The organism is Thiothrix unzii (assembly GCF_017901175.1).
GTDB classification, from domain to species: domain Bacteria; phylum Pseudomonadota; class Gammaproteobacteria; order Thiotrichales; family Thiotrichaceae; genus Thiothrix; species Thiothrix unzii.
Window position 1 is genome coordinate 20,648 of the sequence record NZ_CP072793.1, and the last position, 13,342, is coordinate 33,989.

A 13,342-nucleotide genomic window follows, 5' to 3' on the forward strand; every position below is an offset into this window, starting at 1 on the left:
TGATCCCAGTATAAAAGGAACCCCGGCCAAACAGGGGGTCTAAAAAGCCGGGGCTAATTAAACAGGTCTGGATTGGGGACACCAAACCTGTGTCCGCGAACAGAAAATACCAGTGCCGGGCTTAAGCACTATATTTGGTATCATCTGTAGCTTCGCGAAACTGCTCACTAAGGCTGAATCCATCCGTCATCAGCAAGCCAGAATTACTTTCAATTTTTGCGCAAATGCCGCAGCCGTCTAACACAAAAACCATTGCAGTGACCATATAGTAAATCCATTGCTGTTGTCAATAAGCAATGCGCTGAAACCCTTGTCAGACCTACGTTTTATTGCAAACCGCGCTCCCAAAATGGGCGACCGGTGCTGCTTTGTGCGGCCGGTGCGTTAGCAGGTGGCGGCGGTGTATTTTTTCCTGCCGCACCAATGACGACGGTAATATTGCGTGGTTTTCCGCCGCGCAATATATTGAGGTACACTTTTTCACCAATTTGCGCATTTCCCACGCGATTTTTGACATCAGCAGCGGTATTAATTTCTTTGCTATTTAACCGCACAATAATGTCGCCGGTTTGTACGCCTGCCTTTTCAGCGGCTGAGCCAGCAATAATTTGACGCACAATAGCACCGCCATTGGGTTTAATGCCTGCATTGCGTGCGCTTTCAGTATCCAAGTCTTGTACTTCTAAACCTAGTTGCCCGCGCTCGACGTGTCCGTGCTGAACAATTTGGGTAATCACACCCGCAGCGGTATTGATGGGTACGGCAAAGCCAATACCTAAATTGCCGCCGCTTTGATCGCCCAGAATCGCGGTATTAATCCCAATCAGTTCGCCGCGTAGGTTAACCAGAGGGCCGCCGGAGTTGCCGAGGTTAATAGGCGCGTCGGTTTGGATGAAGTTTTCGTATTCGCTAATGCCGGGGTTGCGGTGTAACGCGCTAATAATCCCGGAGGTAACGGTTTGCCCGATGCCATAAGGATTGCCGATAGCCACGACGAAATCACCCACGCGCAGCCGTTCGGAATCACCAAAGCGCATCGCGACTAAGCGTTCAGGGGGGATTTGCAGAACGGCAAGGTCTGCGTGCGGGTCGGCTCCCAACACGTTAGCGGGAAAGCGTCGCCCGTCATTGAGTGTGACAAAAATGGTGTCGGCAGCTTCAATGACGTGAAAGTTGGTCAACACATGCCCAAGTTGTGCGTGAATAATGACCCCGGAACCCGTGCCTGACATAGGGTTTTCGCTGCTTAGGCTGTCACCAAAGAAGCGTTTGAAAAAGGGATCATTCAGCATTGCTGGGGTGGTATTTTGCCGCCCTTCGGTGCTGATATTCACCACGGCAGGCGTTACCCGCTCTAGCATGGAAGACAAAGAGGGTAGTTGCTGACCGTTGACTTCAGTAGGTAATGCGGCATTAACCGGAAGCGTGACACAGGGCAACAGCATAGCACTGAGCAATAATAGGTTGCGCATTATCGTTAGTCCGTGCATGTCCATCCTCACTGTGTCTGTTGCTAGTTGCCGCGTTTCCTTGCCTTAATCATGAAGTATGGTTTAACTCAGGGCAAGATGTTGTCTGAAATTAGCGACAATTGGTGTTGTATTTGCGCATCATACACGTTTTATTTTTTCAGATCAGCTAGTTATGTTGTAGCGTTTTTACTCTATGTTTTGCACCTGTTCACGCATCTGTTCGATCATGACCTTTAAATCCACCGCAGCTTGAGTGGTATCCGCGTCGTTGGATTTGGAGGAGAGGGTATTGGCTTCGCGATTGAGTTCCTGCATGAGGAAGTCGAGGCGACGACCGACAGGTTCATTGCGTTCTAAAACATCGTTGATTTCATCAAGGTGTGCCATGAGGCGGTCGAGTTCTTCTTCAACATCAAGGCGTTGCGCTAAAATTACCAATTCCTGTTCAACCCGCCCGTAATCCGGGGAGAGTTTCAGCTCTTCAATGCGATTAAGGATTTTCTCACGTTGTGCGGCGATAATGCCGGGGCGGTGTTTGCGGATGCGCACAATGATTTCGGCGATTTGATCGCAGCGTTGGTAAATAAAATCAGCAAGGCGTTTGCCTTCGCGTTCACGCATTTCCAGCAGGTCATCAAGACTGTCTTGCAGTAACACTTTGGCGTGTGCCACTAAAATATCCATGTCCGGCTGGCAATCTTGGGCAACACCCGGCCAGCGCAGAATATCCACGGCCTTAAGCGGTTCGGGGTTTTCGGTGAATACTTCCAGTTGGCGGCAGGCAATAATAAGGGCGCGAGCCAGCGGTTCATTAATGCGGATTTCGCTAGTGTTAGAGCGGGTGGCATTAAAACGTAAGTTGGCTTCGATTTTGCCACGCTTCAAGGTGCTTTGAATGATTTCGCGCAGGCTGTTTTCCTGGCTGCGGAACTCTTCGGGTTGGCGCAGGCTAATATCAAGGTAGCGGTGGTTAACACTGCGGATTTCCCAGCTCATGGTTCCGTGTTCGGTGGTGAGTTCGCGGTGGGTAAAAGCGGTCATGCTGCGGATCATGGGTGTCGATTTCCAATAGCTAGGATTGATGAGCGTCAAGCTTAGTCGATTTGGCGGTCAAATTCATGTTTTTGGCGTTGAATCGGGCGAGCGCATGACCATGCTTCAAGGTGTTGCACCCCGTTAGCGCGGAGTAATTGCGCAAGGCTGCGTAAAGTCGCGCCCGTGGTAATGACATCATCGAACAAGGCAATGCGGGTATAGGGCAATGGTGCATTTAAATGAAATGCTTGCAGCACGTTCTGCGGACGTTGGGTTGAGTCCAATTCGGTTTGGCGTAAGGTGGCTTTTTGGCGAACTACTGTCCGCGTCAATAGGGGGATGCCCAGTTGTTTGGCGAGTGGGCGTGCCAATTCCAGTGCTTGATTAAAGCCACGCTCATGTAAGCGTTGCGGGTGTAATGGCACGGGTAAAATCGCCTGCGGTAATTGGCTGATTTGCGGCAAAATGCCAACAGCGGTGAGTTCCCCTAGTGTGGTGAGGTCACGCAAGCGTTTGCCAAATTTAATGCTGAGTAATAGCGGACTGATCGGTGTTTGATAGGCGAACGCGCTAATACTGTTGTCGCAGCCGGGAATTGCATGGTTGTGATGTGCTGCCAGCCAAGGCAGGTCGTCGTGGCACGCTTGGCATAGCGGGTAATCCGGCAGGCGTGGTTCCCCGCAAAAGGCGCAATCAGGTTGTAGCAGGTGGTGGGTAATGCGGCGTAAACGTGTCAGCATTAGGGTGTACGCGGTGCGGGTAGTAATGCGAGCACTAAACCACTGCCCATGCCGTAAAAATGTGCGGCGTAAATTACCGGCGCGTCGATCCATTGTGCGGTTACGCCTGCGCCATTGTGTAGCCAGTCCCACACGGTTTTACCACCAATGCCAATAATCAAAACAGCGGCTAACAGCCAATCGCGCTGTTGCAGGCAACGTACCCCGCTCAGCATGAACAAGCCGTACAGAATGCCGGAAAAGCCCGCATACCACGCGACTTGCGGTGAGAAAAACCATAGCCCCAAGCCAACGCCCGTGCCGATGAAGAGTATTTGTGAAAGCAGAGTACGCGGTGTCGCCGCTATTTGTTGCAGCCCTATCAGCAACCAAAAACCGCCAAGATTTAACCCCAAGTGCCAGCCATTGGTATGGATCAGGTTGCCTGTCCACAACCGCCATACTTGCCCCGCATCAATCAGGTTGCGCTGGAATAATAGCGATTCTTGCCAAGGTTGTAGCATGAGCAGGCAGACACTGAATAGCAGCGGAAAGTAATAACGTTGCAGCATTGCGTGTGATTGGTGTTTTCGAGTGTGCAATAGGGTTTCCAGTATGCCAGAATCTTGAGGATGAATCTTGTTAGAAAGGATGAGCTGTATGGGTCACACATTATCAGTGGTACGTCGACCGCGTGAACAGGGGTTTTCCCTGACGGAATTATTGATCGTGATTATGATCATGGGGTTGTTGATTGGCTTTACCCTAAGCCAGATGGATATTTTTGATAAAGCGAAAGTGCAAAACGCCGAAACGCAACTGAATCAGATCAAAATTCACTTGGAAATGTATCGCACCGATAACGGCTCATTCCCGCCTTCAGGAGCATTGAGTGCGCTGGTGAGTAATCCGGGGGCGGAAGTTGCGCCACGTTGGAAGCCCTACATGAAAGAGTTACCCAAAGACCCTTGGGGTAATGACTACCGTTATTTAAATCCGGGCACACACGGTAAGGAAGTCGATGTTTACAGCGTCGGTGCGGATAAGCTCGAAGGCACGGATGATGACATCGGTAGCTGGCGGCTGGAGCGTTAAGCCGCGTCATGCTACTGGCTTTTCCTTGATGGAAATGCTGGTGGTGTTGATGGTGGTGGGCGTGTTGTACGCGATGGCAGGTTCGTTATTGAGTCTGGCGGTGGTCGACCCTTTGCAGGAAGAGGTTGAGCGGTTGCGCGGGCGTATTAGTCTGCTCCAAGATGAAGCATTGGTACGTTCCCAGCCGTTAGCGATAGGCATGGATGCACGCGGTTACGCTTTTTTTGTGCTCAATGATCAACAGAAGCCAGAGCCGTTAGCCGATGATGGCTTGTTTAAACCGTATACGTTTCCGCAAGGCTACAAGCACAGCTTGACGTTGCAGGGCGTGGATGTGGTGCTGGATAAGTTGCACCCGCAAATTTTTGTATTTCCGGGCGGGGAAATGACCGGGTTTGAATGGCGATTACGTGCTGAAAACGGGCATTCGCGCGGTATCAGCGTGGATGTGCGTGGACAGTTGGCAGATTTGCCTTTGGAGGGGTATTAGTGCGCTCGCCCACCCGTCAAGCTGGTTTTAACTTGATCGAAGTGTTGATCGCACTGCTGTTATTGGGCTTGGTGATCAGTATTAGTGTGGAAACCAGTATGGGCGATATTGCCCTGTACAAACGTAATCAAGACGGTGCACTGGCGCGGTGGGTGGCGTTGAATCGCATTGCGGAAGTGCAGTTACAGGGTGGGTATCCGTCAGAGGGTTCAGAAAAGGGTGAAATGCTTATGGGGCATAGCCGTTGGCAATGGCAGCAGGAAATTATGGCAACCCCGAATAAAGATTTGCGGCGTATTGAGGTCAGCGTATTCGCGCTCAATAAGCTGGATGAAAGGGTTGATGTGCAGGTGGGTTATATTGCGAATCCGCAGCCCGCCGCACTCCCAAAGAAGCCAGCACCATGAAGAGGAGAGTATCAGGATTTAGCTTGATGGAATTGCTGATTGCACTGGCGATTTTTTCGGTGTTGGTGATGTTGTCTTACCGTTCGGTGGAGCTATTGCTGGACGCGCAACGCAGTAACGGTGAGCGACAAGTGGTGTTGCAGCAGTGGCAGCGTGCGGTGGTGTTGCTGGAGCGTGATTTGCACCAAGTCGTTGCGCGTGGGCAAAACACCGGTTTCGGCACGGTCTTGCCGTCGATTCATGTGCCAGATGACGGGTTACTAGCGTTAACCCGTGGTGGTAATCCTGATGTGGGTTGGGAATTGCGTAACGGCGGGCAAGGGCAGATGCGTAGCTATTTGCAGCGCGTGGAATACGTTTTAGAGGAAGGTAAGTTGCTGCGCCGCAGTTGGGATTGGGTGGATCATGCGGAAAGCACCGAGCCGGTGGAGTTAGTATTACTCAATGCTGATGTCACGGATGTGACCTTGCGTTTTATGGATGATAAGAAAACTTGGCAGCCAGCGAGTGAGTGGGCGGGCAAGGTATTGCCGCGAGCGGTGGAGTTGACACTGCGTCATGAAAAGCTGGGTGAAATCAAACGGCTTTTCGTCATCTATTTATAAGAATTCTCTAATATTCTTGCGAGTCGACTGGAATTTGTGGGGCTGAAACGATATAGTTCGGGCAGGAAATCGAGGAGAAGGAGTCCTTTGTGTAGGTATGTTGTTGCTGACATGCTTTCTTTCTGTGTGACCTCCACAATACCGCCGCTTTGAGGAATGAATAATCGCATGAGCATAACAAACAATGCGCATTGGCTGTTGGTCTTGGTAGCGAGCATTTGCCTTTTGCCGGGGGCGTATGCCGCCGAGATTATCCGCGTTGACGCATCCGAATCCCAATCGCAATCCGTATTGGGTAGCACGGTTATCCCTTACAAGGAAGTGACGTTGGCGGCGCAAGTGCCGGGCGTGGTCAAGCAGGTGGCTGGTGAGGTCGGGGCGATCTTTAAGCAAGGCGATGTCATTGTGCAGATTGATGAGACGACCTTGCAAGCTAGGCGTAATTCCGTTTTAGCACAGATTTCCACTGCACAGGCGGTGCTGCAAAACTCCCAAGCACAATACACCCGTGAATTGGTGTCGCCACGCAGTAAAGACGTGGGTGCATTACCCGGTTTTGGCTTGCCCGCGATGTTTGATATGTGGCGGTGCGCCCGTTTGCAGATTCGATGATGGGTGGTTACGACTCCGACATGGGGCGTTACAGCGATTTGATGAGTAGCGCGACGGTGGTTTCGCAAGCGCAATCAAGTTTGCAGCAGGCAATGTCGCAGTTACAGGAAATTGATTCGACGGTGCGTGACGCTAAATCCATCGCACCGTTTGAAGGTATGGTGCTGGAACGTTTGGTGGAAGAGGGCGATACCGTGCAGCCGGGGCAGGCACTGATTAAGTTTGGCTTCGTCAAATTTAAGCGTTTGCAAGCCGACGTGCCATCCGGTTTGATCCGCTATTTGGATGAGGACATGGTGGTTCCGGTGCGTATTGATGGTCATGTGGAAACGATGGCAAAAGTCGCACAGATTTACCCGATTGCTGATCCGAGTCGCCATACCGTCATCGTAAAGTTTGATTTGCCGGTGGATATTACCGCCTCTCCGGGGATGTATGCTGAGGTATACTTACCGGAACGTAATAAAGATAAGCCCAAAGTGGCTGTGATTCCGCGTACTGCTTTATTGAGTGGGCGGAGTTTACCGAGTGTTTTGCTGGTCAATGACAGCAATGTGTCAGAGTTACGTTTGATTCGCTTAGGCTCTGATCAAAGTAACGGTATGGTTGAAGTAATTTCGGGTATCAGCGTTGGTGAACGGATTATTGATAATCCACCACCGAGCGCGTCATCTGGTTGGATGCCCACCGCAAAATAAAATATCTCGCCCGCTAGGAAATGTAAGTAAATGAACGATTCTCCACATAAGACTCCGCCGCATACCCAGCACAATTTGGGTATGGCTGGTGGCATGGCTAAGGCATTTATTACTTCGCCATTGTCACTGTTGTTGCTGCTGGCTTTTTTTGCCGTCGGTGTTTTGGGGATGTGGGTGACACCACGTCAGGAAGACCCGCAGATTTCGGTGCCGATGGTGGATATTTTTGTCCGTTATCCGGGAGCTTCCGCGCAGGAAGTGGAAAATCTGATTTCCCGCCCGCTGGAAAGCATCATGTCGGAAATGACCGGCGTTGATCACGTTTACTCGTATTCAGCCCGTGAACAAGCAATGGTCACGGTGCAATTCGTGGTGGGCGAACAGCTTGAGCCGTCATTGGTTAAGCTGTATGACAAGCTGGCTTCCAATAAAGACCGCATTCCGATGGGGGTGCAAGAGCCGCTGATAAAACCCAAAGGCGCGGATGATGTGCCGTTAGTGACCCTGACTCTGTGGTCAAATGCGGTGGACGATGCCAACCTGCGTTTAGTGGGTTTGGATGTACTGCAAAGCTTGCGCGAAGTCGCGAATACCAGCCAAAGTTTTGTGGTGGATGGGCGGCATGAAGAGTTGCGCGTCGAAATTTTACCCGAACGTTTAGCTACTTTTGGCGTATCGCTGGAACAGGTGGCGGGCGCGGTACGCATGGCGAATACCGAGCGTAATACCGGCGCGGTCGAGCCGGATCAGCGCGTGTTTAAAGTTTACAGCGGGGCATTCCTTAACTCGGCGGAAGACGTGAAGCGTCTGATGGTAGCGGTGGTGGAAGGTCGTCCGGTTTATGTGCGTGATGTGGCAACCGTTACCGAAGGCCCCAGCGATGCGAGTCGTTCAGTGGGTTATTACACCGGGCCTGCTGCATCTGAGGGTGTTGAGCGTGCGGATAACGCACCCGCAGTTACCTTGGCGATTGCTAAAAAGCACGGTACGAACGGGGTTGATGTCGCCAATGCGGTGATGGAGAAATTAGAAGTCCTCAAGGGGCGCGTGATTCCCGATAACGTCAATGTGTCGGTAACGCGCAACTACGGTGAAACCGCCAAAACCAAGGTGGATGAGCTGATTTTTAAGCTGTTCGTTGCTACAGGCATCGTTACGATTTTGGTGTGGTTCTTCCTCGGCTGGCGAGCTTCCGGGGTGGTGCTGATTGTTATCCCGGCGGTTATTACCACGACAGTATTTTCCGCTTGGCTACTCGGTATGACGATTGACCGGGTGAGTTTGTTTGCGTTGATTTTCTCCATCGGGATTTTGGTCGACGATGCGATTGTGGTGGTGGAAAACATTTATCGTCGCTGGTTATTGATTGGTGATACCGATGTGCCGACAGCGGTGGATGCGGTGCGTGAGGTGGGCAATCCGACCATTTTGGCGACTGCCACGGTCATTGCCGCGCTGTTACCGATGGGGTTTGTGAGCGGCATGATGGGGCCGTATATGTTGCCAATCCCGGTATTGGGTTCGGTAGCAATGGTGATTTCCCTGTTTGCGGCTTTTGCGTTTACCCCTTGGTTAACTAATCGTTTTAGACCGTCGTTACAAAGTTTGCACGAAGCGGCTGAAAAAGAGCACAAGCAAGCGGCTCGCATGGAAAGGTTGTTCCGGGGTTTAATCGTGCCGTTGGTGACGAATCGTAAAAAGGGTTACCTCTTTTTAGCCAGTATCGTGGTGGTATTCTTCGTATTCATGCTGATGTTTTACCCCATGAAAGCCGTGCGGGTGAAAATGTTGCCGTTGGACAATAAGCCAGAATTCAACGTGGTGCTGAATATGCCGGAAGGCACGGCTTTGCCCGTCACCGCTAACTTGATTCACTCAATGGCAGGCAAGCTGAAGGAAATTCCTGAAGTTACCGCGTTGCAAACCTATACCGGCACTGCCTCACCGTTTAACTTTAACGGTTTGGTGCGTCACTATTATTTGCGTCAACAATCTTGGCAGGCTGACATTCAGGTGCAGTTGACGGACAAGCACGACCGTGACCGTACCAGCCATGAGATTGCAGTGGAAGCTCGCGCTTTACTCAAGCCGTTGTTGCTGGGGACTGGCGGTAAGCTGCAAGTGGTGGAAATGCCGCCGGGGCCGCCAGTGTTACAGTCAGTGGTGGCAGAAATCTACGGGCCGGATGCGAATACACGTCGCCAAGTTGCCAACGATTTAACCAAAATGTTTGAATCAGCGGAAAACTTGGATGATGTGGATAATCTGATGGAAGAAGACCACGACATCCTGCGTTTCATCGTGGATTCGGATAAAGCGCAACGCAACGGCATTACTGCTGAAGACGTGAACCGCACCTTGGAAATGGCGATGGGCGGCTTTATTTTAGGCGACATCAAGAAAAACGCGCTGATTGATCCTAGTCGCATTGTGATGCAAGTGCCGTTGAGTGCGCGTTCACAGATTTACCGTTTATCGCAGTTGCCGGTGACTAATCGCGTGGGGCAGTTTGTGCCGTTGCACGAGTTAGGGACGTTTGTATTCGATAAACAGGATAAGCCGCTGTACCGTAAAGATTTACGCTCGGTGGAATTTGTTACCGCTGAAACCGTGGGGCGTTTAGCCGCACCGGTTTATGGGCAAGGTCAGGTGGAACAACTGTTGGCGGATGCTAATAACGGTGAAGGTTATCTTTCCCCGGATGGTACACGCTTGCTGGATGAGGCGTATTGGTTGAAATCACCGGAAGGGGTGGAAGGAAAGTCTGCCTTTGAATGGGGCGGTGAATGGACGGTGACGTGGGAAACTTTCCGCGACATGGGGATTGCGTTTGCCGCTGCCTTGGTGCTGATTTATATGCTAATCGTGGCGCAATTTGGGAATTTCACCTTGCCCGCGATTATTATGGCTCCAATTCCGTTGACCCTGATCGGGATTGTGCCGGGGCATTGGTTGATGGATGCGGAATTTACCGCTACCTCGATGATTGGTTTTATTGCCTTGGCGGGGATTATCGTGCGTAACTCGATTTTGTTGGTCGATTTTGCACGGGAAGCGGTTGCTAACGGCGAAACGGTGCTGGAAGCAGTGATTCATTCCTGCGAAGCGCGGACTCGCCCGATCATTATTACTGCTTTGGCATTGTTTGGCGGGTCGATGGTCATTTTGTCTGACCCCATTTTTCAAGGCATGGCGGTTTCCCTGATCTTCGGGGGCGCGGTGGCGACCTTGTTGACCCTGTTGATTATTCCATTGGGTTGTATCAGTGCAGGAAACTCTATGGGAACTTGCGCCAGCGGTGATGAACCGCCGGGTGGTGGTTCTGGTGGTCAAGCACCGACACCGAGCAAACCGGGTAAATCGGCTGGCGCAGTGGGTAAAGAAATTGCAACTTACGCCGGTATGTACGGTGTTGCTATCGCCAAAGGTACGCTGCAAGGCGTGGGCGGTTGGTTTGCAGCCGGACGTAAATGGTGGCGTGGGCGCGGTAAAAAATCACCGCAGAAACTCTCAGTAGTGGCTCCAGTGGCAGCAAAGCCTGCACCTGCTCCCACTCCCGCACCAGTAATCACGCCGCCGGAACCGGTGGTAGTAGTGACCGCGCCTGTCGCAGTCAGCATGGACAAGGACGAGACTGAAATCGTGATGCAACCCGTTGAAACAGCGGTAGATGCGGACGCGGATTCGGTTTCCACCGAGACGAAGGAACGGAAAAAAGCCCCGGCTAGACGCGGGATAAAATTGAAGACGGATATTTAATTGTTTGGAAGGAATGACGATGAAAATGTTTAATAAAAAACGTTTAGCAGTCACCGTTGCCGCTACCTCGGCAACCTTGGCAATGCTTAGCATGAATGTTGGGGCTGCAACGGATTTACCTGAGCCGCCGCCTGGCCCGTTTGTCAGCGTTGGTGAAGCAGCTACAACAGCAGCAGCTCCAGCAGTTGCAACAGCAACAGCCAGTGCTCCAGCAGCAGGCGCACCTGCGGCAGCAGCAACAACAGCGGAAGGGGCGGCAACCGTTGCGCCAGCCGTTACTGCTCCTGTAGCAGGCACTGCACCAACCGCTCCGGCAGCACCTGAAGCACCGGTTGCACCAGTGGCTGTTACTGCACCTGAAGCACCAGTTGCGCCAGTGGCTGCTATTGCACCTGAAGCACCAGTTGCGCCAGTGGCTGCTATTGCACCTGAAGCACCAGTTGCACCAGTGAGCGAAGTGAAAGCTCCAGAAGCGCCAGCCGCTCCATTGAGCGAAGTGAAAGCACCTGAAGCTCCGGCAGTTCCAGCACCAGCGCAACAAGCCGCTGCTGCTGAACCAGCAGCCGCAGCACCGGCAGCAGCGAGTGCGCCAGCAGAACCTGCTGTGCCAGCCGTGCCGCCAGTGCCAGCACAAATTGCTGCTGTACCAGCCGTGCCGACACAGCCAGAAGCACCAGCAATGCCAGTCGCGCCACAAGCACCGACACAACCTGCTGCACCTACCCCAGTTGTTGCGCCAAACATGCCAACACCACCGCAACCACCAGCGGCTTACTACTACTTGTACGCTATCCCGATGCCTGCAATGCCAGAAGGTAGTGCACAAGGCGGCGCGACAGCACCACAAGGTCAGCCAATGGTAATGCCAGTACCTGCGCAAGGTTACGGTATGCAGCCAATGCCAGCTCCTGCGCAGGCAGCACCCGCAGCCGCAGCACCACAAGCCCCTGCGCCTGTGCAACAGTAAGCCGTTAACCCGGATGAAGTGAGCCATACATGATTACGCTGATTGGGAATCTCAAAGGTGGAACCGGCAAAAGCACGGTCACGTTTAACTTAGCGTTATGGGTTGCAACACGTCACAACAAGCATGTGATTGTGTATGACCTAGACCCGCAAGCTACTACGTCGGATGCATTTGAAATTCGCGCGGATGAAGGTTATTTGCCCGCGATTGTCCCGGTGCGCACCGCTGAGACACTAGGTACGGAAGGGAAAAATTCCGAAGTACTTGTGGATATGGGTTTAGCGGACATGGCAGCATTGGAAATTGCGGTGCGTAAAGCGGATCGCATTCTGATACCGATTGCGCCCAGCCAAGCCGATGTCTGGTCAACGCAGCGTTTTCTGAAAATGGTGAGCGACATCCGTGGTGATCAAGCGGTTGAACTGCTTGGCGTTATCAACCGCGCGGATACCCATCACGCCGTTCGTGAAACAGCGGAAGCGGCGGAAGCCATGCAAATGTTGGGTAATATCCGCCTGCTTGAACCTCGCTTGTATATGCGCACGACATACCGGCGTTCTTTCAGCGAAGGTTTAGCAGTGTTTGAAATGGAACCCCGTTCCAAAGCGGCTGCGGAAGTCGAGGAACTGGGTCGATTACTTTATCCGGTATAAATACATACTTTCTAATAACTCTGGGGTCTAAGAAAAGGAGATTCAGATGAATATTTTACGTTGGTTGATGAAACATCCGATTATGCTGGCATGGTTGCTGGCGATAACTGCCATCCTGTTGAATTTTGGATTGGGTGGTAATAAAGCGGGTACTGCGCATAAAGAAGTTGCCCAAGTTGATGCAGCACATCAAGCAGCACCAGCGGCTGCGGCTGATCATGGGCAAGCACCTGCTGCGGCAACGCAAGCTGCTGCACCACAACAGGCCGTTGTTGCTACTGAAACTGCACCCGTTGCAGCGGCAGCAGCACCTGTTGCTACTGAAGCCGCCGCACCGGTAACAACAGCAACAGCACCTGAAGCAGCACCCGCTGTAACAGCCGCTGCACCCGTTGCTACTGTTGAAGTACCGTCTGCACCAGCCGCCGCTGCAGTAGTAACACCTGAAGCAGCCACTGCACCAGTAGCGGATGCGAACAGTGAAGCTGATTTGCTGCGTGCTGCACGTGAAGCATACTGGAGCAACGAGTTTGACAATGCCGCTGGTTTTTACACCTCATTGTTGAAGCAAACGCCTGATTCTTTGCAATACAAGGGTGAGCTGGCGAACGTTTTCTGGAAACAAGGCAATTCACAACAAGCGGCTGCTTTGTTTGCTGAACTCGCGCCACAATTGCAGGCACAAGGTCGTAGCACCGAAGCGAACAATATGCGTTTGTACGTGGAAATGGTTGACCCTGCTTTAGCGAAGACGATTAAATAATAAAAAGGCAGCACGGGGTTTGACAGATCCCCGTGCCTGCCTTTATTGTCGTAACAACGATAAATAA

At 52.1% G+C, this 13,342-nt stretch carries 15 protein-coding genes; 10 read left to right on the forward strand and 5 right to left on the reverse strand.

The window, feature by feature from the left end:
* Positions 1 to 121: 121 nt before the first annotated feature.
* The 5 genes from J9260_RS00200 to rrtA all read right to left on the reverse strand — a co-directional run bounded on the left by J9260_RS00200 (position 122) and on the right by rrtA (position 3,828).
* Complete coding sequence (locus J9260_RS00200) at positions 122 to 265, reverse strand: hypothetical protein (protein ID WP_210219065.1); 144 nt, start codon at positions 263 to 265, stop codon at positions 122 to 124.
* 61 nt (positions 266 to 326) lie between these two features.
* Positions 327 to 1,472: a trypsin-like peptidase domain-containing protein gene (locus J9260_RS00205; RefSeq protein ID WP_210219066.1), complete on the reverse strand. Its 1,146-nt coding sequence runs from the start codon at positions 1,470 to 1,472 to the stop codon at positions 327 to 329.
* 186 nt (positions 1,473 to 1,658) lie between these two features.
* Positions 1,659 to 2,525: a YicC/YloC family endoribonuclease gene (locus J9260_RS00210; protein WP_210219067.1), complete on the reverse strand. Its 867-nt coding sequence runs from the start codon at positions 2,523 to 2,525 to the stop codon at positions 1,659 to 1,661.
* A gap of 41 nt (positions 2,526 to 2,566) precedes the next feature.
* Entirely contained in the window at positions 2,567 to 3,340 is a 774-nt protein-coding gene (locus J9260_RS00215; protein WP_210219068.1) for a ComF family protein, read from the reverse strand.
* Positions 3,247 to 3,828: a rhombosortase gene (rrtA, locus tag J9260_RS00220; protein WP_210219069.1), complete on the reverse strand. Its 582-nt coding sequence runs from the start codon at positions 3,826 to 3,828 to the stop codon at positions 3,247 to 3,249. The genes J9260_RS00215 and rrtA overlap by 94 nt, the downstream gene beginning before the upstream one ends.
* A gap of 58 nt (positions 3,829 to 3,886) precedes the next feature.
* Between rrtA and gspG the strand changes: the two genes are divergently transcribed.
* The 10 genes from gspG to J9260_RS00265 all read left to right on the forward strand — a co-directional run bounded on the left by gspG (position 3,887) and on the right by J9260_RS00265 (position 13,275).
* Positions 3,887 to 4,321: a type II secretion system major pseudopilin GspG gene (gspG, locus tag J9260_RS00225; protein ID WP_210219070.1), complete on the forward strand. Its 435-nt coding sequence runs from the start codon at positions 3,887 to 3,889 to the stop codon at positions 4,319 to 4,321.
* Positions 4,287 to 4,811: a GspH/FimT family protein gene (locus tag J9260_RS00230; RefSeq protein ID WP_210219071.1), complete on the forward strand. Its 525-nt coding sequence runs from the start codon at positions 4,287 to 4,289 to the stop codon at positions 4,809 to 4,811. The genes gspG and J9260_RS00230 overlap by 35 nt, the downstream gene beginning before the upstream one ends.
* Positions 4,811 to 5,218, forward strand: a complete 408-nt coding sequence (gene gspI, locus J9260_RS00235) for a type II secretion system minor pseudopilin GspI (protein WP_210219072.1) — start codon at positions 4,811 to 4,813, stop codon at positions 5,216 to 5,218. Before J9260_RS00230 ends, gspI begins: the two co-directional genes overlap by 1 nt.
* Positions 5,215 to 5,823: a type II secretion system minor pseudopilin GspJ gene (gene gspJ, locus J9260_RS00240; RefSeq protein WP_281419407.1), complete on the forward strand. Its 609-nt coding sequence runs from the start codon at positions 5,215 to 5,217 to the stop codon at positions 5,821 to 5,823. The genes gspI and gspJ overlap by 4 nt, the downstream gene beginning before the upstream one ends.
* 168 nt (positions 5,824 to 5,991) lie before the next feature.
* Positions 5,992 to 6,435 carry an efflux RND transporter periplasmic adaptor subunit gene (locus J9260_RS18595; RefSeq protein ID WP_246499542.1) on the forward strand — a complete coding sequence of 148 codons (444 nt, stop codon included), beginning with the start codon at positions 5,992 to 5,994 and terminating at the stop codon, positions 6,433 to 6,435.
* Positions 6,411 to 7,133: an efflux RND transporter periplasmic adaptor subunit gene (locus J9260_RS18600; RefSeq protein WP_246499544.1), complete on the forward strand. Its 723-nt coding sequence runs from the start codon at positions 6,411 to 6,413 to the stop codon at positions 7,131 to 7,133. The genes J9260_RS18595 and J9260_RS18600 overlap by 25 nt, the downstream gene beginning before the upstream one ends.
* A gap of 30 nt (positions 7,134 to 7,163) precedes the next feature.
* Positions 7,164 to 10,892 (forward strand): efflux RND transporter permease subunit, encoded by a 3,729-nt coding sequence (locus J9260_RS00250; RefSeq protein ID WP_210219074.1) that lies wholly within the window; start codon positions 7,164 to 7,166, stop codon positions 10,890 to 10,892.
* Between the two features lie 19 nt (positions 10,893 to 10,911).
* Positions 10,912 to 11,859 (forward strand): hypothetical protein, encoded by a 948-nt coding sequence (locus J9260_RS00255; protein WP_210219075.1) that lies wholly within the window; start codon positions 10,912 to 10,914, stop codon positions 11,857 to 11,859.
* A 29-nt stretch (positions 11,860 to 11,888) separates the two neighbouring features.
* Positions 11,889 to 12,512 carry a nucleotide-binding protein gene (locus J9260_RS00260; RefSeq protein WP_210219076.1) on the forward strand — a complete coding sequence of 208 codons (624 nt, stop codon included), beginning with the start codon at positions 11,889 to 11,891 and terminating at the stop codon, positions 12,510 to 12,512.
* A 46-nt stretch (positions 12,513 to 12,558) separates the two neighbouring features.
* Positions 12,559 to 13,275, forward strand: a complete 717-nt coding sequence (locus J9260_RS00265; RefSeq protein ID WP_210219077.1) for a hypothetical protein — start codon at positions 12,559 to 12,561, stop codon at positions 13,273 to 13,275.
* Positions 13,276 to 13,342 lie beyond the last annotated feature (67 nt).

Excerpts from the sequence above, each read along its gene's own strand:
- J9260_RS00200 (WP_210219065.1), bottom strand. The coding sequence starts at position 265 with ATGGTCACTGCAATGGTTTTTGTGTTAGACGGCTGCGGCATTTGCGCA.
- J9260_RS00205 (WP_210219066.1), bottom strand. The coding sequence starts at position 1,472 with ATGCGCAACCTATTATTGCTCAGTGCTATGCTGTTGCCCTGTGTCACG.
- J9260_RS00210 (WP_210219067.1), bottom strand. The coding sequence starts at position 2,525 with ATGATCCGCAGCATGACCGCTTTTACCCACCGCGAACTCACCACCGAA.
- J9260_RS00215 (WP_210219068.1), bottom strand. The coding sequence starts at position 3,340 with ATGGATCGACGCGCCGGTAATTTACGCCGCACATTTTTACGGCATGGG.
- gspG (WP_210219070.1), top strand. The coding sequence starts at position 3,887 with ATGGGTCACACATTATCAGTGGTACGTCGACCGCGTGAACAGGGGTTT.
- J9260_RS00230 (WP_210219071.1), top strand. The coding sequence starts at position 4,287 with ATGATGACATCGGTAGCTGGCGGCTGGAGCGTTAAGCCGCGTCATGCT.
- gspJ (WP_281419407.1), top strand. The coding sequence starts at position 5,215 with ATGAAGAGGAGAGTATCAGGATTTAGCTTGATGGAATTGCTGATTGCA.
- J9260_RS18595 (WP_246499542.1), top strand. The coding sequence starts at position 5,992 with ATGAGCATAACAAACAATGCGCATTGGCTGTTGGTCTTGGTAGCGAGC.
- J9260_RS00250 (WP_210219074.1), top strand. The coding sequence starts at position 7,164 with ATGAACGATTCTCCACATAAGACTCCGCCGCATACCCAGCACAATTTG.
- J9260_RS00255 (WP_210219075.1), top strand. The coding sequence starts at position 10,912 with ATGAAAATGTTTAATAAAAAACGTTTAGCAGTCACCGTTGCCGCTACC.
- J9260_RS00260 (WP_210219076.1), top strand. The coding sequence starts at position 11,889 with ATGATTACGCTGATTGGGAATCTCAAAGGTGGAACCGGCAAAAGCACG.
- J9260_RS00265 (WP_210219077.1), top strand. The coding sequence starts at position 12,559 with ATGAATATTTTACGTTGGTTGATGAAACATCCGATTATGCTGGCATGG.